At 65.2% G+C, this 23,821-nt stretch carries 22 protein-coding genes and 1 pseudogene; 10 read left to right on the top strand and 13 right to left on the bottom strand.

The genetic code is table 11. The features are described from left to right. Positions 1-13: 13 nt before the first annotated feature. The gene (locus tag AAFG07_RS17310; protein ID WP_342728318.1) at positions 14-2,371 is read right to left on the bottom strand and encodes an Orn/Lys/Arg decarboxylase N-terminal domain-containing protein; all 2,358 of its coding nucleotides are present in this window, start codon (positions 2,369-2,371) and stop codon (positions 14-16) included. A gap of 147 nt (positions 2,372-2,518) precedes the next feature. Here AAFG07_RS17310 and AAFG07_RS17315 point away from each other — a divergent pair, with 147 nt between their 5' ends. After that, complete coding sequence (locus AAFG07_RS17315) at positions 2,519-3,043, top strand: acyl-CoA dehydrogenase family protein (RefSeq protein WP_342728319.1); 525 nt, start codon at positions 2,519-2,521, stop codon at positions 3,041-3,043. 3 nt (positions 3,044-3,046) lie between these two features. Further along, positions 3,047-3,175 carry a hypothetical protein gene (locus AAFG07_RS17320; protein WP_342728320.1) on the top strand — a complete coding sequence of 43 codons (129 nt, stop codon included), beginning with the start codon at positions 3,047-3,049 and terminating at the stop codon, positions 3,173-3,175. Positions 3,176-3,249: 74 nt separating this feature from the next. Here AAFG07_RS17320 and AAFG07_RS17325 read toward each other — a convergent pair whose 3' ends face one another. The 5 genes and pseudogenes from AAFG07_RS17325 to AAFG07_RS17345 form a co-directional block, all read right to left on the bottom strand. Continuing rightward, positions 3,250-3,672, bottom strand: coding sequence for a cupin domain-containing protein (locus AAFG07_RS17325; RefSeq protein ID WP_223976466.1), 423 nt, complete (start codon positions 3,670-3,672; stop codon positions 3,250-3,252). Positions 3,673-3,818: 146 nt separating this feature from the next. Next, positions 3,819-4,409: a tetratricopeptide repeat protein gene (locus AAFG07_RS17330; RefSeq protein WP_342729176.1), complete on the bottom strand. Its 591-nt coding sequence runs from the start codon at positions 4,407-4,409 to the stop codon at positions 3,819-3,821. 385 nt (positions 4,410-4,794) lie between these two features. Then, positions 4,795-6,528, bottom strand: a complete 1,734-nt coding sequence (locus AAFG07_RS17335; RefSeq protein WP_342728321.1) for an adenylate/guanylate cyclase domain-containing protein — start codon at positions 6,526-6,528, stop codon at positions 4,795-4,797. 135 nt (positions 6,529-6,663) lie between these two features. Next, positions 6,664-7,218, bottom strand: coding sequence for a PAS domain-containing protein (locus AAFG07_RS17340; protein ID WP_342728322.1), 555 nt, complete (start codon positions 7,216-7,218; stop codon positions 6,664-6,666). A 450-nt stretch (positions 7,219-7,668) separates the two neighbouring features. Beyond that, positions 7,669-7,779 (bottom strand): annotated as a pseudogene (locus tag AAFG07_RS17345) (GIY-YIG nuclease family protein); the annotation flags it as partial. Positions 7,780-7,892: 113 nt separating this feature from the next. Between AAFG07_RS17345 and AAFG07_RS17350 the strand changes: the two are divergent. Further along, entirely contained in the window at positions 7,893-8,690 is a 798-nt protein-coding gene (locus AAFG07_RS17350; protein ID WP_342728323.1) for a rhomboid family intramembrane serine protease, read from the top strand. A gap of 190 nt (positions 8,691-8,880) precedes the next feature. Beyond that, positions 8,881-9,309, top strand: coding sequence for a CBS domain-containing protein (locus AAFG07_RS17355; protein WP_342728324.1), 429 nt, complete (start codon positions 8,881-8,883; stop codon positions 9,307-9,309). Positions 9,310-9,326: 17 nt separating this feature from the next. Here AAFG07_RS17355 and AAFG07_RS17360 read toward each other — a convergent pair whose 3' ends face one another. Then, positions 9,327-10,373, bottom strand: coding sequence for a patatin-like phospholipase family protein (locus tag AAFG07_RS17360; protein WP_342728325.1), 1,047 nt, complete (start codon positions 10,371-10,373; stop codon positions 9,327-9,329). 256 nt (positions 10,374-10,629) lie between these two features. Here AAFG07_RS17360 and AAFG07_RS17365 point away from each other — a divergent pair, with 256 nt between their 5' ends. Beyond that, on the top strand, positions 10,630-11,700 hold the full coding sequence (locus AAFG07_RS17365) for a hypothetical protein (RefSeq protein WP_342728326.1): 1,071 nt from the start codon (positions 10,630-10,632) through the stop codon (positions 11,698-11,700). 280 nt (positions 11,701-11,980) lie between these two features. Further along, positions 11,981-14,479, top strand: coding sequence for an EAL domain-containing protein (locus AAFG07_RS17370; protein ID WP_342728327.1), 2,499 nt, complete (start codon positions 11,981-11,983; stop codon positions 14,477-14,479). A gap of 171 nt (positions 14,480-14,650) precedes the next feature. On the opposite strand, the gene AAFG07_RS17375 is transcribed toward AAFG07_RS17370, so the two are convergent. Both AAFG07_RS17375 and thrS read right to left on the bottom strand, forming a co-directional pair. Beyond that, a complete protein-coding gene (locus AAFG07_RS17375) occupies positions 14,651-15,214 on the bottom strand; it encodes a nitroreductase (protein ID WP_342728328.1) in 564 nt (187 codons plus the stop codon). An 84-nt stretch (positions 15,215-15,298) separates the two neighbouring features. Continuing rightward, positions 15,299-17,347, bottom strand: a complete 2,049-nt coding sequence (gene thrS, locus AAFG07_RS17380; protein WP_342728329.1) for a threonine--tRNA ligase — start codon at positions 17,345-17,347, stop codon at positions 15,299-15,301. A gap of 229 nt (positions 17,348-17,576) precedes the next feature. Here thrS and AAFG07_RS17385 point away from each other — a divergent pair, with 229 nt between their 5' ends. Both AAFG07_RS17385 and AAFG07_RS17390 read left to right on the top strand, forming a co-directional pair. After that, positions 17,577-18,890 carry an ATP-dependent Clp protease proteolytic subunit gene (locus AAFG07_RS17385; RefSeq protein ID WP_342728330.1) on the top strand — a complete coding sequence of 438 codons (1,314 nt, stop codon included), beginning with the start codon at positions 17,577-17,579 and terminating at the stop codon, positions 18,888-18,890. Between the two features lie 120 nt (positions 18,891-19,010). Further along, the gene (locus AAFG07_RS17390) at positions 19,011-20,147 is read left to right on the top strand and encodes an MFS transporter (protein WP_342729178.1); all 1,137 of its coding nucleotides are present in this window, start codon (positions 19,011-19,013) and stop codon (positions 20,145-20,147) included. A 1-nt stretch (position 20,148) separates the two neighbouring features. Here the strand turns inward: AAFG07_RS17390 and AAFG07_RS17395 are convergent, their stop codons facing one another. The 3 genes from AAFG07_RS17395 to yidD all read right to left on the bottom strand — a co-directional run bounded on the left by AAFG07_RS17395 (position 20,149) and on the right by yidD (position 21,229). Then, entirely contained in the window at positions 20,149-20,475 is a 327-nt protein-coding gene (locus tag AAFG07_RS17395; RefSeq protein WP_342728331.1) for a GrlR family regulatory protein, read from the bottom strand. A gap of 162 nt (positions 20,476-20,637) precedes the next feature. Then, on the bottom strand, positions 20,638-20,805 hold the full coding sequence (locus tag AAFG07_RS17400; protein ID WP_342728332.1) for a hypothetical protein: 168 nt from the start codon (positions 20,803-20,805) through the stop codon (positions 20,638-20,640). A gap of 112 nt (positions 20,806-20,917) precedes the next feature. Next, entirely contained in the window at positions 20,918-21,229 is a 312-nt protein-coding gene (yidD, locus tag AAFG07_RS17405) for a membrane protein insertion efficiency factor YidD (RefSeq protein ID WP_207830661.1), read from the bottom strand. Between the two features lie 282 nt (positions 21,230-21,511). On the opposite strand from yidD, the gene AAFG07_RS17410 reads away from it, so the two are divergent. Next, a complete protein-coding gene (locus tag AAFG07_RS17410; RefSeq protein ID WP_342728333.1) occupies positions 21,512-22,429 on the top strand; it encodes a hypothetical protein in 918 nt (305 codons plus the stop codon). A gap of 21 nt (positions 22,430-22,450) precedes the next feature. Here AAFG07_RS17410 and AAFG07_RS17415 read toward each other — a convergent pair whose 3' ends face one another. Beyond that, positions 22,451-22,897, bottom strand: coding sequence for an iron-sulfur cluster assembly scaffold protein (locus tag AAFG07_RS17415; protein ID WP_029080129.1), 447 nt, complete (start codon positions 22,895-22,897; stop codon positions 22,451-22,453). 239 nt (positions 22,898-23,136) lie between these two features. Between AAFG07_RS17415 and folE the strand changes: the two genes are divergently transcribed. Next, entirely contained in the window at positions 23,137-23,817 is a 681-nt protein-coding gene (gene folE / locus AAFG07_RS17420) for a GTP cyclohydrolase I FolE (RefSeq protein WP_342728334.1), read from the top strand. The last annotated feature ends 4 nt before the right edge of the window (positions 23,818-23,821 follow it).

Here is a 23,821-nt window from a genome sequence, read left to right on the forward strand (position 1 = left end):
TGCGTCCGCTGGCCTATTCGGACACGACATAGGTGTAGAAGCGGACGCGGCCCGCGTCGTCGATCTCCTTGTAGATGCCCTGGACCTCGACCTCGAAGCCCGGGAATGCATTGAAGCTCGCCTCGAACATCCGCAAGTAATCGATCATCGGCTTGCTGCGTTCCGACAGCCGCTCGCCGGGCACGATGGTGGCGATGCCGGGCGGGTAGACCACGAACGGCGTCGCGGCGATGCGGCCGAAGATCTGGTCGATCGGCAGATAGTCGACGTCGTTGCGGATCAGATATTGCGCCGCCTGGCGCGGTGACATCGCGATCTCGGGCAGATGTTCGGGCAGGAATTGCTTGGCCTGTAGCGTGCTGACGCCGCCGTCGCGGAAGAAGCGGTGCATGTCGCCGCAGAGGTCGCGCAGCCGCACCCCGGTGTAGCGTTGCGGGCGGCGGCGGAAGAATTCCGGGATGACGTCCTCGACCAGCGCGTTGTCGTCGTGCAGTTTCTTGAAGGCGACGAGCCCGGACACCAGCGTGCCGGCCTTGCTCGCCTCGACGCCTGGTGTCAGCAGGAAGAGCAGGGAGTTGAGGTCGTTCTTCTCGGCGACGATCTGGTTCTCGCGCAGATATTGCGCGACGACCGGCGCGGGGATGCCGTGGTCGGCATAGGCGCCGGTGGCGTGATCGAAGCCCGGCGTCAGCAAGGTGAGCTTGTTCGGGTCGGTCATGGCAAATCCCGCGGTCAACTCGGGGAAGCCGTGCCAGGTTTCGCCCGGGCTGAGCTGCCAGTACGACGGATTGGTCGCGAGCTGATCGGTTGAGATCGTCTCCCAGGCGACATTGTGTACGCCGTTCTCGCGCGCGACGTCGGGGATCATCACGCGGTCCGGCACGAACGGCTCGAAGAACCAGCGCCGCTCCGCGCGCGTCTCCTTCTCCTCGAACTCGCGCTTCACGGCACGGATCTTCTTGCGCAGCTCGATGCCGAGCCGGATCGTGTCGTCCCACAGCACTTCGCCGGAGCGGCCCTTCATCATCTGCGCGCCGACGTCGAGTGAGGCGAAGATCGGATAGAACGGCGAGGTCGAGGCGTGCTGCATGAAGCTTTCGTTGAAGCGGCGGTGCTCGACCCGGCGCTTCTGGCCCTTGATGTGGCGGTCGCGGATATGGATCTGCGAGGCCTGCGAGAAGCTCGCGAGCTGCTTGTGGGTCGATTGGGTAGCGATGATGCCGGGCGCCTCGGGGCCGAGATTGGCGAGCCCCATCGCGAAGCGGCCGGAATAGATCGGGTGGAACTTCATGAAGCCGGCCCAGGCCTCGTCGAACAGGATGTAGTCGCAGAGATGGCCGATCCGCTTGAGGATCATCTCGGCGGAGTGGATGGTGCCGTCATAGGTGCACTGCTCGACCACGGCGACGCGGAACGGACGCTCCTTCTTCCAGGCGTTCTCGTCCTTGACCAGCGGGTGCTTGCGGATCTGGTCGCGTAAGCTCCCCTCGTCGAGCAGGTCCCAGCGCATCGGGCCGATCAGGCCCCAGGCGTTGCGCACCGTCGGCACATAGACCGGGATGCCGCCGCCGATCAGAAGCGCGCCGTGATGCGCGGCCTTGTGGTTGTTGCGGTCGAACAGCACGAGATCGCCGTCGGTGACCAGCGAGCCGAGCGCGACCTTGTTGGATGTCGAGGTGCCGTTGAGCACGAAATAGGTCTTCTCGGCGCCGAAGATCTTGGCGGCTTCCTTTTGCGCCCGCAGCGCCGGCCCCTCATGGGTGAGGAGGTCGCCGAGATCGAGCACGGAATTGTCGAGGTCGTCGCGGAACACGGCCTCGCCGAGATGCTCGACGAACACCCGGCCGATCGGGCTGCGGCTGTAGAACACGCCGCCATTGTGGCCCGGGCAGGTCCAGAGCTGGTTGCCTTCCTCGGCGTAGTCGACCAGCGCCCCGAAGAACGGGGTCTTCAGGTTCTCGGCATATTGCTTCAGCCTGGAGATCAGGTTCTTGGCGATGAAGGACGGGGTTTCCTCGGACAGGAACACGTAGCCGTCGATGAAATCCAGCACCTCGACCGGCAGGTCCTCGAACCGCTTGCGGCGGATCAAGAGGAGGATCGGGAAGTCGAGGCCGCGGCGGCGCATCAGGTTGATCAGCGCCGCGGTCTTGCCCTCGAGACCCTTCTTGCCCCAGTCGACCACCATGCAGCCGATCGCCGCATCGGTCTGCACCGCGATCTCGGCATCTTCCAGCTTGCGGGCGCGGACCACCTCGAAACCGGAGCGCTCGATTTCGGCGATGATCTGGTTGAAGCGGATGCCTTCGAGGTCGTCGGCCTCGAAAACCGGCGCCGCGAACAGGAAGTTGAAGCGTTTGAAATAGTCCATGCATGTCCCCGAAACTGGTCCGCTGAACCTGTCTGCACAATTCATGACAAAGAGATGACAATCCCTCTGCGACGCCAGGTGCCATGGCCAAATCCGCGTCTCCGCGCTGAACTGCCGATATAGCCAGCCGTCGGAAAGCACGGCGTCATGCCCCAGCCTGCTCAACCCACTGTTGCCGACCATTTGGCCGCGCTCGAGCGGCTTGCCCCGGATTTCGACCGCGAGCGCCGGCTTCCCGACGCCGTGGTCCGCGCCCTGGCCGAGGCCGGAATGTCTCGGCTGTATTTGCCGAAGGCGCTGGGCGGGCCGGAATTCTCGCCGCTCGACTTCATGACGATCGTCGAGGCGGCCGCCGCGCTCGACGGCTCGGTCTGCTGGCCGGTCGGCAATGGCGGCGGCATGAGCCGGGCCGGCGGCTATCTGCCGGAGGAGGTGGTGCGGGGCTGGTTCGCCGATCCGCTGGCGTTCATCGCGAGCGCCACCAGGGCGATCGGGACGGCGGTCGAGGTCGAGGGCGGCTATCGGGTCAGCGGACGCTGGCCGTTCGGCAGCGGCGCGCCCCACGCCACCAGGTTCAAGGGGCTGGCGTGCGTCAAGGGTCCCGACGGCAAGGATGGCCCGCCGATCTGCTGCTACGTCGATCGCGCCGACGTCCGCCTCCACGACACCTGATTCGTGTCCGGACTGCACGCCACCGGGAGCTGCGACTTCGAGATGCAGGACTGCTTCGTGCCTGACAGCCACACCCATCCGCTGGTCGACTTCAAGCCGACCCAGCCGGGTATCCCGTACCGCCCCGCGTAAAGCTCGGCCTGCCGCTCGGCACGACGCGGTTTTGAGCAGGGCCGCCGGCGGTACAGGTTTCTTGCGTCGAGCGGTCAGGAAGCGACCGGCACCAGGCCGTAGCGCAGCATCGTCTCTTTCATCCTGGCTGGATCGGGGGCACCCCCCGCCATCAGGGCCGCCATGTCCTTGAAATATTGCGGTCCGAGCGCGCCGGGGCTGAGGAGGCAGAGGCAGGTCGCCGGACCGTTCGAGCGGTTGGTGAAGCCGTGCACGACACCGCGCTTGATGAATACCGATTCGCCGGGCCCGATGTCGATCTCCTTGCCGTCGACCCGCCAGGTCGAGACGCCCGAAAGCCCGTAGATCGTCTCGTCCCAGCTCTCGTGATAGTGCGGAATCGGCATCCGGGCGTTCGGCTGCAGCGTCATCTCGAACAGGTCGACGCTGCCGCCGGTGGTCTCCTTGCTCTGCAGGAATTTGAGCTGCAACGTACCGAAATCAATCAGGTCGGGCATGACGGACTCGCAAATGGTTCGGGTGCCCACGATAGCGGACGGCGCCGAAGGAAGCCAACGGCGTGTGCGGCCCGGACGCGCGAAGCGATGTCCGGGCCGGACTAATGATCCCGCATTCCGCTCATGCCGGCTCAGCGCCGGTGCGCTCAGTAGACGAGGTTCGTACCCGGCGGCTTCTCCAGTGCCGCCGCCAGCGTGCGATACTCCTCGCAGTCGGTGCCGCAGATCTCGGCGATCCGCTGCAAATGATACTGCGCCTGGTCGCGGTTGCCTTGTTCGATCTGCCACAGGCCGTAGTAGTTCCACGTCAGCACGTGGTTCGGATCGGCCTTCAGCGCGCGCTCGTACCAGACCTGCGACTGCTTGTAGTCGCCGAGCTTGCGATAGGAGTAACCGATCAGGTTCGCGACATCAGGATGATCATCGCGGCCGAGCGCGTGCAGTTGATCGATCGCGGCGGCATAGTCGTTGTGTTCGTAGATCGTCGCATAGGCCGCGCGGTAGCCGTCGCGGAATGCCGGGTCGTCGAAGCCCGATTGCTTGATCGGCTTCTTGACCCTGTGCGTGGTCTTTCTGTCCTTTTGCTGGGGATAGGCCGGCGCAGGCGTGCTGTAGCTCGACCCGTAGAAGTCTCCGCCGCCTGCTCCTCCTCCGCCGCCACCACCACCTCCACCGGCGGCGAGGGCGGTGTGCGGTGGGAACAGGATGATCGGCGCTGTCAGAAATGCCGTAAGCATTGCGAGCTTCATCGGTGACTTGATCATGCGCATCTCCCGATTTGATGTGGCAGTCGTTGACCTGAAGGACTAACTCCCGATCGCGGGAGACATTCCGTTCGTTCTGAAAAATTGTTTGCCGATGCGGCAATCGCACTGTCGCTTCCGAACGTCGCGCGTGCACGCGCGTGCTGTTTGTTCGCGCCATCGAACGACGGCGCCGAAACTAACATCGGTGTTAGAATCGCGCCGGTCGCACAAGGGCAGTGAAGGGCAGGTCAGCGTCAATGCGTGTAGCCCAGATGAGCGAAGCGATATCCGGGATCTTTCGTTCCGCATATCGCGGAGCCCGTCATCGGGCGCGCATTTCGCGCGAGCCGTTGGCTCATGCGGGCCGCAAGTGCCGCTACTTCTGCTCCAGGTGCCAGGCGCCGTCCCAGTCCGCCGCCGGCGGATTTTGCCTGAACGCTGCGACGCGTGCCTTCATAGTGATCGACGGTCCGTCGCCCGGCGCCGCAACCAGTGCCGCAGTGAAAGCTTGCTCGGCGTCGTCCCAGCGGCGGTCGCGATAGGCGTCGAGACCATCCGCGTAGTGCTGCCGCAACTCGGTCTGCGCCGGCGTCAGCTCGTCCTTCTTGCCGAGGATCTCGAACACGGCGACCGGCTGGGTCTGGCCGACGGCGACGAGGCGGTCGATCTCGCGCAGCTCGATGGTCGCGGCGCAGGCGCTCGCGGTGGCTTCCGAGATCAGGCTGCGGCTGCCGTAGAACTTGTTGGCGCCTTCCAGCCGCGAGGCGAGGTTCACGGTGTCGCCGAGCACGGTGTAGCTCATCATGAATTCGGAGCCGATGCTGCCGACCAGCACTTCACCGGTGGCGATGCCGATGCGGATGTCGCAATCGGCCGGGATCGCGCGCACGCCGAGCAGCTCGGGCAGATCCTTGCGCAGCTGGTTGACCTGGCCGATCATGTCGATGGCGGCAAGCGCGGCCAGATGGGTCTGCTCGGTTTCCTCGACGAAGGGCGCGCCCCAATAGGCCATGATGGCGTCGCCGATATATTTGTCGATGATGCCGCGATGCGCATGGACCGGCGCCGACATCGTCGACAGATAGAGGTTCATGATCTTGACGAGGCCGCTCGGCGTCACGCCTTCGCTCAGGCGGGTAAAGCCCTTCATGTCGCAGAACATCACCGTCATGACGCGGCGCTGTCCCTCGGTGGCGGCGATCGCCGGCTGCTCGAGCAGGCCTTCTGCGATCCGCGGATTGATGTAGCGGCCGAACGTCTCGCGGATGCGCTGGTTGTGGCGCAGCGTCTCGATCATGCGGTTGAAGGCGGCGGAGAGCTGGCCGATCTCGTCCTGGGTCGTGATCGTGATGGCGCCGTCGAGGCGCCCCGCCTCGACCTCGCGGGTGCCCTCCAGCAGCTGCATCACCGGGCGCGTGATGCCGCTGCCGACCAGCATCGCGAACACGAAGCCGAGGATCGCGGCAATCGCGGTCACGACACCGGAGATGATGATCGCCCGCTGCTGCGCATTCATCACCTTCGCGGCGGCCGAAGCGACCTGCGCCAGCATGTCGGTGCGAATGCCTTCGATCTTGTTGGTGAAGTCGTCGCGCAGCACGTCGGCGCGGAGCGTGGTCGCTTTCGCGGCCGCGAAGTCCTGAGCGTCGAGCTGGTCGAGCAGCGTCTTGTTCTCGGCGTTCAGGCGCATCAAGAGATCGTTGACGGCATTGTCGATGCGGTCATCGAGGCGCCCGAGGGCAGCGTTGTCCGACGGGGTCGAGGGATCGGCGATGATCGAATCGATCAGCGCGCGCGCCGCATCGGCCTCGCGCTTGATCGTCGGCTCGATCTCGTCGAACGTCTTGCGCGCCGCGTCGTAGCCGCTGGCTTCCCCCGGCGCCTGCATCTTCGCCATCATCATCCGGCGCATCGCCAACGACCGCTCCAGCGAGCGGATGTTGACGCGGGCGAGATGGCCATAGGCGGGGATGTAGCGGTTGGTGAGCTCATCCAGGAGGTGGCCGACCTGGCCCGCCATCACCATCGACAGCAGCGAGGTGACCACCGCGAGGACGATGAGTCCCGCGGCGATGCCGACGATCTTCTGCCTGATCGAATTGCGAAACATGCCCAGCCCGCCCGCAGCTGCAATAAGCGGATCACCCCCGCCATGGCAGCGAACCAGCTAATAGAGTTCCGCGGCCCGCGGTGCAAGCGACCGGCGTGGCCGGTCTCGCCGCCGAAGGAGGGCAGGCGTCAGGGGTTAGCGCAGCCCTTCGTAGACCATGAGGCCGCGCGCGATGGCGAGCTTGCGCAGGGTCCGCGGCACCAGCCGCTCCTGGGGATGCAGGTAGCGCCACGAGGTCAGGACGAGGTCGTGCAGCCGGGTGACGTCGTCCTCGAACGGGGCGAGCAGGCCAGTCAGGCTCGCCGGCATATGGACGCGGGCGGTGAAGGGCAGCAGCAGCAATTCAAGGTGCGCCTTGGACCCGGTCTCGGTCGTGGCGGTGATGCCGGCGATGGCCGGCAGGGTCTCTTCGACGACACAGGTGATGATGTCCTCGATCTCGCCGCGGCTCTCGCCGGTGAAAAGGGCGGAAAAGCTGCGGTTCTTGAGGTCGCAGCCGAGCAGGGCGGAGGTGCGGGTGCCGGCGACGCGGAACGGAAAGCGGGTCTCGCCGTCATAGGACAGCACGAAGATGTCGGACAGCAGCTCGCGCACCGCGGACGGCTCAAACTCACTCCGGTCGGGTGCACGCGCAGTGCCGCGCTTCGCATTCCAATAGGCGAAGAATTCGCGGCTGGAGCTGTGTTTCATCTAAGAACCTTGCCCGGCACCTGGCTCGGCGGGACACATCTGTCCCGGTTTTGCTCAGGCGCCTTCCCTTCTCTGTTGTGCAGGGAAGGCTGTGCAGCGTCCATGCCGTGGCCGCGGTTTGGGCGGCTTATCGGCAGCTTTGTGTTGTTAACGTAAATTTAACTATGTCCTTGGCGGCCGCGGAACCTCCGCGTAGGGTCCGCGCGTTCCCGTTCGCCGGCTGCCCCAAGCGCCGGCGTGGTTGGTACACAGGTGGCGTCAAACAGTTTGGTCACCGTGCGGGGAGGGGTGGGGATGTTCTCCCGATCCCTCTGGGGCACGAGAAGACCAGCTGATCAGGGAGGGCGTTCTCAGCGCCCTCCCTTTATCTTTTTGCCAAGATATCGTGTCCCGGACGCAGTGCAGCGCAAAGCGCTGCGCTGCAGAGCCGGGACCTATGCCAGACCCCGCTCAAGAATTGACCCGATCAGACAGATTCCGCCAATCCGGATTGAGCCCTTCAATCAACTTGATCTTCCATACACGACGCCATCGTTTGAGGGAGTGTTCACGCGAGCGCGCACTGCGACGCGTCCGGGACACGAGAGATGTCCGATTTCGGGATTGTGCACTTGCACAGCGGTATGAAAGCCGCCTATCTGGGATGCACAGCCGCGTGCGAGGTCGCCGACCCCTTGGACTCCCATCCCGAATCCCCGCTCGAGCCGCCGCCGGAGGCGCCGCGCGAGCCGATCCTGACCTTGCCGCCGGCGCTCACCGCCTACATCCTCCTGATCGCGGTGATCCATCTGCGGGTGCTGCTGCCGCCCGAGATGGAAAACTGGACCATCGACGTCTTCGGCTTCATCCCGAAGCGCTACGATTCGACGCTGCTCGACATCACCTTCCCGGGCGGAGACGGCGCCAAGGTCTGGACCTTTGTCACCTATTCGCTGCTGCACGCCAACCTCACCCATATCGGCTTCAATGTGCTGTGGCTGCTGCCGTTCGGCAGCGCGCTGGCGCGGCGCTTCGGCGCGGTGCGCTTCTTTGTCTTTATGGCGGTGACGGCGGCCGCAGGCGCGCTCGCGCATCTGTTGACCCATGAGCACGCCATTGCGCCGATGATCGGCGCGTCGGCCTCGGTGTCGGGGACGATGGCGGCGGCGATGCGCTTCGCCTTTGTGAAGGGCAGCTTCCTGTCGTTCAGCCGCGGCGATGCCGACGCGGCCGCCAAGGTGCCCGCGCTGTCGCTGTGGCGGGCGCTGCGCAACGGGCGGGTGCTCGCGTTCCTGGCGATCTGGTTCGGCGTCAATATTCTGTTCGGCGCCACCTCGTTGTCGCTCGGCGGTGAGGAGGCGAGCGTCGCCTGGCAGGCGCATATCGGCGGCTTCCTCGCCGGGCTGTTGCTGTTCTCGCTGTTCGATCCGATTCCGCGCGCGCGAGATGATGCTGCGGATGCGTCGTCGGTGGACCAGTCCGGCCGCGTCTGATCGCCGCTTGCGGCTCGGTTCGAATTCCATCATCATCTTTGCGACACAGAACAAAGCGGGCCGACACATCGAGCCCAGCTACCGACCGCGCCCCCGGAACCGAATTCGGCGCGGAACTGTTGATTGAAGACTCTGGCGAACAGGCTCGACCCCGCTGATGCAGGGAGCGAACGGATTCAGGGAGACGACAATGACGGTACGTTCCATTCTCGATGCAAAGGGCCATCAGGTCATGAGCGTCGCGCCAGGCGCGAAGCTCTCGGCCGCGGTCAAGCTGCTCGGCGAGCGCAAAATCGGCGCCGTGCTGGTGATCGAGCAGGGCCGGATGGAAGGCATCCTGTCGGAGCGCGACATCGTGCGCGTGCTCTCAGAGCGCGGCGCGGGTGTGCTGGACGAACCGGTGAGCGCGGTGATGACCAAGAAGGTCGTGAGTTGCCGCGAGTCCGATACCGTCAGCGGCCTGATGGAGATGATGACCACCGGCAAGTTCCGCCATCTCCCTGTCGTCGAGGACGGCAAGGTGGTCGGGCTGATCTCGATCGGCGACGTCGTCAAGCGCCGCGTGCAGGAATACGAGCACGAGCAGGAAGCGCTGCGCGACTACATCAAGACCGCCTGAGCAAGACCGCCTAAGGGCTACTTCCCGGTGGTGCCCGCGCCGTTCGACGGCGGCACCAGGATATCGATCGCTTCCTCGATCGCGCCGATGGCGCGTTCGGCCGCGCGGATGCCGTGTGCGATCAGGTCGTCGGCGCGGTGGAAGTCGAACCAGCCGATCTGGCCGACGCGCGGCGAGATCAGCATGTCGGGCGGATCCCCGGCGAGGCGCGCACGGGTGATGCGGTCCTGCATGATGTTGAAGGCGTCGACCATGACGCTCGAGATCCCGGGTCGGCTGGCGCTGCCGAAAAACTCCCGCTTCACGGTCCGTTCGGCGGAGAAGAAGCGGCCGAACCGCCGCTTCGGCGGCTCTGGCTCAGTTTCTGCCTCGGCAGTCACCGCGACCGTCACCTCGGGCGCGGCGGACGGTCCGTGATTGTAGATCGTGGTCGAGTGCGCGAACACGTCGCTGGAGAGGTTCGCCGCAATGACGATCTCGGCGCCGAGGGCGCGGGCGGCCGAAACCGGCACCGGATTGACCAGCGCGCCGTCGACCAGCCAACGGTCGCCGATCAGCACCGGCGCGAAGATGCCGGGCAGGGCGTAGGAGGCGCGCATCGCGTCGACCACGCGGCCCTGGGTCAGCCAGATCTCGTGCCCGGTGCGGACTTCGGTTGCAACGCTGGCGAACTTGACCGTGAGGTCCTCGATCATGACCTGGCCCAGCGCGGCCTCGATCTCGGCGGCCAGCTTTGCGCCGCCGATCAGGCCGGAGCCGTTGAGGCGGATGTCGAGGTAGCCGAGCACGCTGCGCGGCTGCAGGCTGCGGGCCCACTGCTCCAGCTTGTCGATATGGCCGGCCGCATAGGCACCGCCGACCACGGAGCCGATCGAGGTGCCGACCACCACGTTGGGGACGATGCCGTGGGCGAGCAGGGTCTTGATGATGCCGATATGAGCAAAGCCGCGCGCGGCGCCGCCGCCGAGCGCAAGCCCGATCACCGGCCGGCGAACCGTTCCCAGTCCGACCTTGTCGGGGCCGTCGGAGCTCTTTTGGCCGCGGCCCATCCAGCTATCCAACACGGCAAATCTCCTGCCAGCGCCAGACTAGGCCGCGCGGCATCGCTGCGCCAGCGTCGTCCGGTTTCATGGTTAGTCCCCACAGGCATGATTCATGCCTCGGGTGGACCGCGGTAGGCAGGGAATGTGACTTGACCGCGACGATAGGACTAACATCCGCTTGATCGAGCGGTTCCAAACCGGGACGGCGCCCCCGGGACTGTGACAAAGCATTGGACGAAGGCTTGAATTTGCCGCGTTTTCGTTGAAAAGCATGGTGATGACTTCGAGGGGCAACGGCATCGGCGGATGCGGGCGGGGCATGCGGCTCCTTCCGCTATTGACGCTTGCGGCATTTTTGCTGGCCCTGATCCCTGGTTCCGTGTCGGCGCAGTTCTTCAGCGACCGGCCGCCGCCGATCCCGCCTGCCTCGGTTCCGGATGTACCGTCCGGCCCGGCGCTGAACCTGGCGCCGCCGTCCGGGCCCGGTTCGGGGCCCGTTCTGCCGGGTCCGTTGACCCAACCGACCATCGTCCAGCCGTCGATTGCGACCGTGCCTCCGGTGACGCCGCCGGCCGGCTCGCCGACCGCCGGGCAGGCGGTGCTGTCGCTGACGGCGCGATACGGCAAGGACCTGCCGGTGATCAATGCCGGGCTGGTGTGGCGGGTGTTCGCCGACAAGCCGGACGATAACGGCACCTACAAGCTGATCCGCGAGGAGCGCGGCGCGACGCCCAACGTCGTGCTGCCGCCCGGCAACTATGTCGTCCATGTCGCGCTCGGCCTCGTCAGCGCGGTCCGCGCCGTCAGCCTGAAGTCGGAGACCGACCGCGAGTCCTTCGTGCTGCCGGCCGGGGGCCTGCGGATCGAAGGCCGGGTCGGCTCCAGCAAGATCCCGGCCAACCAGATTTCGTTTGCGATCTACAAGGGCAGCCAGTTCGACGGCTCGGACCGCGGCCCGCTGGTGCCCAACGTGTCCGCCGGCGACGTCGCGCTGCTGCCGGAGGGCACTTACTACATCGTCTCCAACTATGGTGATGCCAACTCGGTGGTGCGCTCCGATATTCGCGTCGGAGCGGGCAAGCTGACTGACGTCACCGTCACGCATCGTGCGGCCGTCATCACCCTCAAGCTGGTCAGCGAGAAGGGCGGCGAAGCGCTCGCCAACACCGCCTGGTCGGTGATCACGCCGGGCGGCGACGTGATCAAGGAATCGATCGGCGCCTTCCCGCGCGTCGTGCTCTCCGAAGGCGAGTATCGTGCGATCGCCAAGAACGAGGGCAAGGTGTTCGAGCGTCCCTTCAACGTCGTCAACGGCGTCGATGGCGAAGTCGAGGTCGTGGCGCGCTGACGCCCGGCCGCGCTGCATTCATGCAGCTGTCATAGTCTCTAACGTGAACTAACCATCGCGCCAATTTGAGCTGTCATAATCGCTGGCGGCGACGCACGGGCTCGCTATTTTTACATGGCGTTAAGCCGCGGCATGACTTGGATGCCACGGGGACTAAAGCGCGCTGAGTTCACCTTGTGTCGTCATCGCGCCTTGGCTTTTTGCTTGAGCATGATCCCTTCGGAAAGCTGTGTCGCACTTTCCGGATCATGCTCCGGCGTTTGCGTGAACGGGGCGTGCCATGATCATGGCCAACAAGAAATCAGCAACGACTTCGGCCAAGTTCAATTCCGAGATGTTCGCCGACGTTCCGGTTCTGCAACGCAAGTGGCAGGCGGCAGTCCGTCCCGGCGAAAAGCTGCCGCATTATGAAGACGTGATGCTCGGCAGCCTTGGCCGGCTCGCCGATCACATCGTGCTGCTGCGGAACGTCGACGGCGTGCTCAGCGTCTCGCACACCGGCCGCTACGTCCAGACCTGGCTGAACGACGAGCGTTGGGACATTCCACTCAGCGCGCTGCCGCCGGACTGCGCGACGGCATTGACCGAAGCTGCTTCGAATGCGCGCGAGAACTGCCGGCCCTATCTCGCGTCGGCGCATTGCGTGCGCGACGGTCTGGTGCGGACCTTCGACGTGCTGGCGCTGCCGACGCGGTCGCGCTGGGGCGGCATCCTGGTCGGCGTCTATGTCAACGAGCGCAATGCGCAGTACAATCTTCTCGATACGATTTTCTCGGCCACCGACGAGGGCGTGCTGTCGCTCGCTGCGATCCGCGACGCGCGGGGCGAGGCGGCCGACTTCCAGATCGTGCATCTCAACCAGGGCGCCGCAAGGCTCCTGATGCAGCCCGCGACCGAATTGCTGTGGCGTCGGCTCAGCGCCGGCGGCAATCCGCTGGCAGCGCCGGCGGTGATGAACCGCCTGCGCGGATTCGTGGGAAGCGGATTCGTCGGCAACGGTCCTGGCGGCCAGTTCGAGATCGACAGCGGCGATCGCTGCCTGCGACTCGGCGTCACGGCATTCGGCGACATGCTGTCGCTGACCGTCTCCGACGTCACCGCGCTGAAGCAGCGCGAGCAGTCGTTCCGCCTGCTGTTCGAGAACAACCCGATGCCGATGTGGGTATTCGACGCCGGCACGATGGAGTTCCTCAGCGTCAATGACGCCGCCGTTCAGCACTATGGATACAGCCGGGAGAGATTTCTCGGCATGACGCTCCGCGAGATCTGGCCGGAGGATGAGTGGGCCATGCACAGCGCCGCCTTGCGCGAGGTCGGCGACGTCTATCAATCGAGCCGCGACTGGCGGCACATCAAGGCTGATGGCACCGAGATCCATGTGCTGACCTTCGGACGCAGGGTGGCGTTCGAGGGCCGCGACGGCTATCTGGTCGCGGTGGTCGACATCACGGAACGCCGTGCTGCCGAAGCGCGGATCGCGCACATGGCGCACCATGACGGTCTGACCAACCTGCCGAACCGCGACTTCTACCAGGAGCGCCTGCGCGAGGCGCTGGAGCGCAGCCGGTCCGGCAATCGGCGCGTCGCGGTGATGTGCATCGATCTCGACCTGTTCAAGAACGTCAACGACTCCTTCGGGCATCCGATGGGCGACCGGCTGCTCAAGCTGGTGGCGGAGCGGCTGCGCGAGGTGGTCCGCGACGACAACGTGGCGGCCCGTCTCGGCGGCGACGAGTTCGCGATCGTGCTTGCCGCGGATGTCTCGCCGAACGAAGCGAGCGCTTTCGCCGAACGGCTGATCGATGCCCTGAGCGCGCCCTACAAGATCGACGGGCTCGAGGTCGTGGTCGGCGCCAGCGTCGGGATCGCGCTGTCGCCGGGCGACGGCACGACGTCGGAGGACCTGATGCGCAATGCCGACATGGCGTTGTATCGCGCCAAGTCCGACGGCGGCGGCGTGCATCATTTCTTCGAGCCGGAGATGGATCAGCAGGCGCAGAAGCGCCGCGACATGGAGCGCGATCTGCGCGCGGCTTTCAGCAACGGCGAATTCGAGCTGCACTACCAGCCGCTGGTCGACATCGCCGCCGACCGCATCAGTGGCTTCGAGTCGCTGCTGCGGTGGCAGCACCCGCAGAAGGGCATGATCTCGCCTGCGGAGTTCATCCCGGTTGCGGAAGACATCGGCCTGATCGTCGCGCTCGGCGAATGGGTGCTGCGCGAGGCCTGCGCCGAGGCGATGAAGTGGCCCGCCGACGTGAAGGTCGCGGTCAATCTGTCGCCGGTGCAGTTCCGCAGCCGCAATCTGGTCCAGGCCGTGATTTCGGCGCTGGCGCATTCCGGCCTGTCGGCGCGGCGGCTCGAGCTCGAGATCACCGAGTCGGTGTTCCTGGCGGAGACCGAGGCCAATCTCGCGATCCTGCATCAGCTGCGCGAGCTCGGCGTCAGCATCTCGATGGACGATTTCGGCACCGGCTATTCCAGCCTGAGCTATTTGCGCAGCTTCCCGTTCGACAAGATCAAGATCGACCGCTCCTTCGTGAAGGACCTCGCGCGGCGCTCCGACTGCCTCGCGATCGTGCGCGCGATCTCCGGCCTCGGCCGCAGTCTCAAGATCACCACGACCGCGGAGGGGGTCGAGACAACCGACCAGCTCGACTGGCTGCGCGCCGAAGGCTGCAACGAGGTGCAGGGCTTCCTGTTCAGCGCGGCGAGGCCCGGGCACGAGATCGCGGCGTTGATGAGCGGCTTTGCGGAGCGCGCGTCGAAGGCGGCGTAGCCTCGTTCAACTCGTCATGCCTGACGACGGAACTCGTAGCCCGGGTGAGCGGAGCGACACCCGGGGCGAGGGTCCCGCATATCGCTGCGCTCATGCGGGCTACATAGCTTCAGAAGAGTCTTTCGGTAGATGGATTGCCGGGTCAAGCCCGGCAATGACAGATCTACGGCTTCAGAACCGCGTCACGATATCCGACAGCGCCGGGCGCGGGCGGTCCTCGCTCGGCTTGGTCGGCGTGCCGATATGAATCAGCCCTGCGAGCTTCTCGTCCGGCTTCAGGCCGAGGCCGTCGAGCACGTCGCGGTCGAAGGCGAACCAGCCGGTCAGCCAGCAGGCGCCATAGCCGAGCGCGCTCGCGGCAGTGACGATGTTCATGGCGCTGGCGCCGGCCGACAATTCCTGCTCCCACGGCGGCACCTTCGGGTGCGGCCTGGTGAAGGAGACCACGCCGATCACCAGCGGCGCATCGGTCAGGCGCTTCTTCTCGACCTCGATGTCGGTGGCGGGTGCGCCGGGGTTCTTGCGGGCAAACACCTTCGCGATCACGTCGCCGGCGCGGGCGCGAGCCTCACCCTCGAACACGATGAAGCGCCAGGGCGCCAGCTTGCCGTGGTCGGGCACGCGCGCGCCGATGGTCAGGATGGTCTCGAGCTCGGCCGCGGACGGGCCCGGGCCGGTCATCTCGCGCGGTTTCATCGAGCGGCGTGTCTTCAGGAGTTCAATGGCATCGGGCACGGAAATGTCCTTCAAGTGGAGTCGTGCCCCCAAGATGGGGGCACGACCAGGCCGACGAAAGCCAGTTTAGACCGATTGTGAAGATCAGGCGACGGATCGCGCCCGTTTCACGTCCGGTGGCGTCGCTTCATCCACCAGCGCGGCGATCGCCTCATCGGTCGGCATCACGGTCTGCCGCTCGCTGCCGAGGCGGCGGACCGAGACCGAATGCGTCTCGGCTTCCTTCTTGCCGACGACGAGCAGGGCCGGGATCTTGGCCAGCGAGTGCTCGCGGACCTTGTAGTTGATCTTCTCGTTGCGGAGGTCGATCTCGACGCGGAGGCCGGCGCGGCGCGCCGCGGCCGCCACCACCTTGGCGTACTCGTCGCCCTCGGAGGTGATGGTCGTGACCACGAGCTGGGTCGGCGCCAGCCACAGCGGGAAGTTGCCGGCATAGTGCTCGATCAGGATGCCGATGAAGCGCTCCATCGAGCCGCAGATCGCACGGTGCACCATCACCGGCGCCTTCTTCGAGCCGTCGTGATCGATGTAGAACGCGCCGAACCGTTCCGGCAGGTTGAAGTCGACCTGGGTCGTGCCGCACTGCCAGTCGCGGCCGATGGCGTCGCGCAGCACGTATTCGAACTTCGGCCCGTAGAACGCGCCTTCGCCCGGGTTGATCTCGGTGCGGATCCGGTTGCTGCCGTTGGCCTTGATCTCCGACAGCACGGTCGCCATCACGCGCTCGGCGTGATCCCACATCTCGTCGGTGCCGACCCGCTTTTCGGGCCGCGTCGAGAGCTTGACCGTGAGCTCGCCGTCGAAGCCGAAATCGGCGTAGGTCGACAGGATCAGCTCGTTGATCTTGAGACACTCATCGGCGAGCTGCTGTTCGGTGCAGAACACATGGGCGTCGTCCTGGGTGAAGCCGCGCACCCGCATCAGGCCGTGCATCGCGCCCGACGGCTCGTAGCGATGCACGACGCCGAACTCGGCGAGCCGCAGCGGCAGGTCGCGGTAGCTCTTCAGCCCGTGCTTGAAGATCTGCACGTGGCCCGGGCAGTTCATCGGCTTCAGCGCGAACCAGCGCTTGTCCTCGGCCTCGTCGCCGGCGGACTGCGCTGCGAACATGTTCTCGCGGTACCAGTCCCAGTGGCCCGAGGTCTCCCACAGCGCCTTGTCGAGGATCTGCGGCGCATTGACCTCACTGTAATCGCCGAGCAGCCGGCGCCGCATATAGGCGATCAGCTGCTGGAAGATGGTCCAGCCCTTCGGGTGCCAGAACACCACGCCGGGGCCTTCCTCCTGGAAGTGGAACAGGTCGAGCTCGCGGCCGAGCTTGCGATGGTCGCGCTTCTCTGCTTCCTCGATCTGCTTGAGGTAAGCGTCGAGATCCTCCTGCTTGGCGAATGCGGTGCCGTAGATGCGGGTCAGCATCGGATTGTTGGAATCGCCGCGCCAATAGGCGCCGGCCACCTTCATCAGCTTGAAGGCGTTGCCGATCTTGCCGGTCGACGTCATGTGCGGGCCGCGGCAGAGATCGAACCAGTCGCCCTGGAAATAGATCTTGATCGGCTCGTTGCCGGGAATCGCGTCGACCAGCTCGACCTTGAAGGCCTCGCCCTTGTCGCGGAACACCTGCTTGGTCTTCTCGCGATCCCAGACTTCCTTGGTGAACGGCTTGTCGCGCGCGACGATCTCGCGCATCCGCTTCTCGATGGCGGCAAAATCTTCCGGGGTGAACGGCTCGTTGCGGAAGAAGTCGTAATAGAAGCCGTTCTCGATCACCGGGCCGATCGTGACCTGGGTGCCCGGCCACAGCGACTGCACGGCTTCGGCGAGCACGTGCGCGGCATCGTGCCGGATCAGCTCCAGCGCGCGCGGGTCTTCACGGTTGATCAACTCGATCCTGGCGTCGGCTTCAATCGGATCGTTGAGATCGGCGAGCGTGCCGTCGAGCGCCATCGCGACGGTGCGCTTGGCGAGCGAGGGCGAAATGCCTTTGGCGATGTCGAGGCCGGTGGTCCCTCTCGGGAAATCGCGCCTCGCTCCATCAGGGAAGGTGAGGGCGATCTTGTTCACGGGTTCTGCGGGTTTGAGGTTAGAGAGGCTGTACTGGAATCCGGACTCGGATTTGGGCGGCGTGTCGGACATTGAAGGCTCCTGTAGCTCACTCCTGCGAACGAGCGCAGGTAAGCGGAAAGCAGCGGTATAGCAGGGGATTTGACGCCTGCAATCCGGCAATATCAAGAAATTGGGCCTCCGGCCGCACCGATTCGAGAGAAGCCCGGCTGCACCTGGCAGCACCAAGCGTTGCGACGTTGCCGATCATCGTTTAACGTCGAATGTCCACTTTCCCGCCATCGTGCGATCCGCAAGGTTCATGTTTTCCCGTCTCCTGTTTTTCGTGGCGTTGCTTCTGCTCCCGGGCATCTTGCGGGCGGAAGAAGCACCGGTCGAGAAGGCCGGGTTTGCGAAGAAGCTGACCATCTACCTCGCCAAGGGACCGGCGAATGCCTGCGGCGCCGGTTGCGATCGCTGGATCGCGATCGAAGGCGAGATCGATCGGGAAGCCGCGCAGCGGATTCGCACCTTCCTTTTTCCCATCAAGGACAGGCAGCTCCCCATCTACCTCCATTCGCCGGGCGGAAATGTCGAGCAGTCCTACGCGATCGCGCGGTTTCTGCGCGCGCACAAGACGATTGCCCGCGTCGGCCGCACCACCGTGGGCGCATGTTCCGCGGGCACGCAGATCGACGCTGCCTGCCTGAAGGTCAAGGCTGCGAAGGGAGAGGTCGAGGCCGAACTCACCACGCGCAACGCGATGTGCGTGTCGGCCTGCGCCTATCTGTTCCTGGGCGCGACCGACCGTGAAGTCGCGCCCGACTCGGTGCTTGCGGTCCATAATTCCAAGCTGATGTTCGTGGTCCACGGGCATCCGCCGCCGCAGGTCGTCGCCGATTTCAGGCGGCGCGAGATGGTCAGTGCCGATCGCGATCGCAATCTGTTCCTCGCGGCGATGGGAATCAGCCATGAGCTCAGCGAGCTGATCCGGACCGTGAAGTTCGAGAACCTGCACGTGCTGACGCGGCCGGAACTCTATCGATTTGGAATCGATACGCGGCCGCTGCCGGAAACGCTGTGGATGGTGGAGAAGGAAACCCGGCCCTATGTCCGCAAGATCGCGCAGCAGAGAAAAGGCGACGGCAGCTCGTTCCGCATGATGGAGTGGCGGCTGTTCTGCGAGAACAAGGATCGCGGGCGGCTGATGTTCGTGCGCGAGTTCGACGAGGGTGCCGCCGGCAGAAGCACGGCGGTGATGATGGCCGGCGCCACCAAGGCGATCGCATTCGGCAGGTTGCCGGCGCGGTTCGGCAAATACGAGGTCTGGAGCGACCCGGTGGGGTCGGACATCGTCAAGGCCATGCTGGCGGTCCCGCATCTGCAGATCGGCGAAAGCACGCCGTCGTCGGACGGCAAGGCCGATCCCAAGGGAGATCCCAAGTCCAATCTCAAGTCCGATATCAAGCCTGACTTCGCGACATTCGATATCGACACGACCGGGCTGGAGCAGGGCTGGGCGCAGCTGCTGGCGTCGTGCCCGGCAACAAGCGTCGGCCCGAAGCCTGCGAGCCCGCTGCCGGCCGCGGTATCGCCGAGCGTCAACGCGGTGCCGGCCGCATCGCCGTCGCCGTGAGCGCAACAGGCGCCATTCGATCACGTGCCATCGATCACGTGCTATGCATTTAGATGCAGTTGCATTGATTTCGGGGTCTGCTATCAACGCGGCGTGAAACGCTTCGCTCCCACCGCATTGATGCTCGGCAATATCGTCACCGGCTGCTCGGTGCTGGCGCCGGCCGGCATGCTGTCGGAGCTGTCCAACGGGCTCGGCGTCACGATCCACGCCGCGGGTCTCCTGATCACCTTCGGCGCGATCGTGCTGTGTGTGGGCTCGCCGGTGACGGCGTGGCTGACCAGCCGGTTCGAGCGGCGGGCGCTGCTGACGGCGACGCTCCTGGTGCTGACGCTGACCAACGCGGCATCGGCCTTCGCGCCGGACTACGACAGTCTCTTGATCATCCGCCTGGTCATGCTCGCGGTCGGTGTCCTCTACACGCCACAGGCGGCCGGCACCGCGGCGCTGATCGTGCCGGTGGAGAAGCGCGGCAGCACGATCGCCTATATCTTCCTCGGCTGGTCGCTCGCCGCTGCGATCGGGCTGCCGTTGATCACCTTCATCGCAAGCCGTTACGGTTTTCGCGTGACCTATGGCGCGATCGCGCTGACCGGGCTCGTGAGCTGCCTGCTGCTGTGGTGGCGGTTGCCCGGCGGGTTGCATGGCGCGCCGGTCGACTTGAGGACCTGGGCCGATCTCGGCCGCAATCCGACCGTCATCCTGCTGCTGTCGATCACGACGTTGCAGATGTCCGGCCAGTTCGTGGTGTTCACCTTCATGGGGCCCTTGCTCGGCAAATTGACCGGCGCCAACGCGGACGCTGTCGGGATCGTATTCGCGCTGTACGGCCTCTTCGGCTTCGTCGGCATTGCGATCGCGACCCGCATCGTGGACTCTTGGGGCGCCTGGAAGACGTCGGTGCTGTTCACCGTGCTGCTGCTCGCAGGCGTTACTGGCTGGGCACTGAGCGCCGGCGCCTACGCACTGATGGCCGCCTCGGTTGCGGTGTGGGGCCTCGGCTTTGCGTCGACCAATTCGATGCAGCAGGTGCGCCTGGTCGGTGCGGCTCCGACGCTTGCGTCGGCGTCGGTCTCGCTCAACACCTCGGTGCTCTACATCGGCCAGGCCATCGGCTCCGCGATCGGCGGGTTGCTGTTCGCGCGCGAATGGCTCTACAGCGCGGGCTATGTGGCCATGGCCTTCGTCGCGGCGGCCCTCGCGGTCGTGGTCATGACTCGGCCGCGACAGACGGCGCGCGCTGTCGCCGCTGAGTGAGTTAATCGGCGATCCGGGTCAGGAACGCCTTGAAGCTCACGCCCGGCAGCTGCAGCGCCTCGCCCTCGAAATCGACCATGTCGCCGTTCGCGGTGCCCTTCAGCATCAACGTGATCATGTCGGTCCCGAACAGCGGCCGGAACGCGGGATCGGGATTGTGCCGCTGGGTCGAGACCTTGACGTGAATGCCGTCACCGCGATTGGTGTAATTGCCGACGAAGGCAAAGGCCGAGTTGCCGCCGCGCAGCTTGCCGCACGTCGCGTAGAGCACACCGGTGCCGGTGCCATGAACGGTGTGAAATTCGAGCTTGTACAAGCCTTCCTGCAATGCCCACCCCCGAGAAAAATATCTGTCCCAATGGTTGCAGCCTATGGTGCACGCGGGATGCAGACAATGCCGCGCGGCACAGATCGCCCGGTCGTCAACACCACATGGGGTGAGGTCAGCGCATGGTCCGGGGCTCGGCGCTGTGGCTGTTCGCGTTGCGCGTCACCACTTCACGCTCTGGCTCGGCACGATGAACGCCGTCGTGCTCGGCTTGTTCGGATTGTGGGTGAAGTAGCCGTAGGCGGCAATGATCACGACCAGCAGGGCAAGCACGGCCAGCAAATCGATCTGCCGGGGATCGTGCCCGTTTTGGCTGAGTTTCCAGCGCATTGTTGTTTCCTCCCCGAGGGGATCCCATGCGGGCGATGAAACAATGCGCCAAGTATCGCCACAGTTCCGCCGGAACAGCTATGCGCGCCGCGTTTGGGAGTGCCGCAACAGATCAAGCGTCGTTGACGCCGCGCCAGCGGCCATAGCGCCAGGGCAAATACCAGTGTGCCCCGGGCGGCCTCGTCTGCGGGACATTATCGATGCCGGAGGTTCCCCAGGGCTGGCAGCGCAGCAACCTTGCCAGCGTCATCCACCCGCCGGCCCAGAGTCCGAAGCGCTCGATCGCTTCATCGCCATAGACCGAGCAGGTCGGCAGGTGCCTGCAGTTGTAGCCGACCAGCGGCGACAGCGTGTGCCGGTAGATCCAGATCAGGGCGCGGCCAAGGTTGCGCGGCATGCGGCGCATAGTGGTGGCACAGTCCATGCATCGCGGATGGTGTGTCGTTGAATGATCGGTCGGTGGCATACGCAAGTATGTACGTAATCTTGCGGGGGTTCCAAGCCAAGGAACTGTTCAATTGCAGATATTTACGCCACAGTTGGCCACTATTGCACAGCACCGGTGGCGCTGCAGCAAGGGCTCTATGGACGGTCCAGGTCGGCAACGCTACCGTTCCCATTACGCGCCGATGACAGATTCGTGGCGCATTTCCATGGGGCCATTGCCACCGCTCGCATCACCAAGGGCTTGGGGGAAGGAACCAAATTGAGGCTCGCGAACTCGCTTTCATTGCGCAGTTGGGTGCTCGCCGGCGCCGTTGCCCTTTGCTTCGCGGTTTCCGGCACCGCCGCATGGGCGGGTAACTCCACGCAGACCAGCTCGACCCTCGAAGAACGCAAGCTGCCGATGAAGTTCAGCTGGATCGCATGCCAGCCGAATTGCCGCGGCTGGGTGTCGGCGGTCGGGATCATCACGGCCGACAGCCCCAAGGAATTCGACGAGTTCGCGCGCAGCCGCCAGCTTGGCGGCGCCACCATCGTGCTCGACTCCAGCGGCGGCTCGGTCAACGACGCGATCGCGCTCGGTCGCCGCTTCCGCGGTCTCGGCGCTTTGACAACGGTCGGCACCAGCGTCGTCAATGCGGCCGCGCAGGGCGACCGCGCCAGCGTGCTGCCGGATGCCTATTGCGAGTCGATGTGCGTGTTCCTGCTGTTGTCAGGCAAGACGCGCTATGTTCCACCGGCCGCGCACATCCGGGTGCATCAAATCTGGATGGGCGACCGCGCCGATGACGCCAAGGCCGCCAGCTACACCGCGCAGGACCTGATGATCGTCGAGCGCGATATCGGCCGTCTTGCCAAGTACACCTTCGAGATGGGTGGCGCGGGTGAGCTGTTGTCGCTCGCACTTAGCGTGCCGCCGTGGGAAGATTTGCACGAATTGTCGGCGGCCGAATTGCGGCTGACCAATCTCGTCACCACCGATGCAGTCGCCGACGTGCTGCCGCATCAGGACAATGCAATCCCGGTCGCCGACGCGAAGCCGAAGAACGCCGATCGCTTCGCGAGCAGCGCGATGGAAGGTGAGGCGCTGCCGCAGGCCGCCAAGGCGACCAAGACCGCCGAGGCCGTGGTGCCGACCGGCGGCACCGCAGCGCCGGCGCCGGTCCAGCCGTCGCAGTAACGTTGAGGCTGGCGGTCGGGCTTACGCCGGCTGCTTTGCCTTGGCCTCGATCTGGCCGATCGCATCGACCACGGCGTCGAAGGTCAGTAGCGTCGAGGCATGGCGGGCCTTGTAGTCGCGCACCGGCTCGAGCAGCGCGATGTCGGCCCATTTGCCGCCCTGCGGAGGCTGGCCGTTTTCCTTCAGCATCTTGCGGACGGTCTCGCGCAATTCGCGCAGCTCATCCGCAGTCGACCCGACCACATGGCTCGCCATGATTGAGGAGGAAGCCTGGCCGAGTGCACAGGCCTTCACGTCATGCGCGAAGTCCGTCACCACGGGGCCGTCCATCTTGAGGTCGACCTTGACGGTCGAACCGCACAATTTCGAATGAGCGGTGGCACTGGCGTCCGGCTCGGCCAGTCGTCCGAGGCGCGGAATATTGCCGGCCAACTCAATGATCCGCTTGTTATAAATGTCGTTCAGCATGGAGGTAGATGCCTGGTTCCGGCTGCGCCGGGCGCTCTTGGCGGCTGGGTCTCACCGTCCTATATATGAACGGCATCGTCCGAAACATAGCCCGGCTATGCTTCCACCGCGGGCCACTTGCGCCGCGGCGGTGCTACAAAGATGGGACTCAGGCGCCCGGCGGTTCGATGATCCGCCCCGTCTGCCCGGTGACACATCCGGCCCAAAGGCAAATGCCTGGCCGGTCGAACGGAGAAGACATGGACGCCTTGATCAAACCGATTCGCGCCAACAAGCCGGCCGATGCGAAGGCCAGCGAGCTCGACCCTTCAGAATTCCTGGCGGCGGCCGTCCGTGCCGACCAGCCGCGCCCGTCGCGGGCGGAGGCCGAGGACGCCGTGAAGACGCTGCTCGCCTATATCGGCGAGAACACCGGCCGCGAGGGCCTGCTCGACACGCCGCGCCGCGTCGTCGAGGCCTATGACGAGCTCTATCAGGGCTATCATCAGTGCCCCGCCGAAGTGCTGAACCGCACCTTCGGCGAGACCGCCGGCTACGACGATTTCGTCCTGGTCCGCGATATCGAATTCACCTCGCAGTGCGAGCATCACATGATGCCGTTCTACGGCAGGGCGCATATCGCCTACACGCCGGTGGAGCGCGTCGTGGGTCTCTCCAAACTGGCGCGGCTGACCGACATCTTCGCCCGCCGCCTGCAGACCCAGGAGCATCTCACCGCGCAGGTCGCGGCCGCGATCGACGAGGTGCTGAAGCCGCGCGGCGTTGCCGTGCTGATCGAGGCGGAGCATACCTGCATGTCGGTGCGCGGCGTCGCCAAGCATGGTGCATCGACCTTCACCAGCCGCTTCACCGGCATGTTCCGCGACAATCCGGCGGAGCAGCAGCGTTTCCTGTCCCTGGTGCGAGGACCGAACCGGTAACCTC

Origin of the sequence: Bradyrhizobium sp. B097, from assembly GCF_038957035.1 — a bacterium.
In the GTDB taxonomy this organism is placed as follows: domain Bacteria; phylum Pseudomonadota; class Alphaproteobacteria; order Rhizobiales; family Xanthobacteraceae; genus Bradyrhizobium.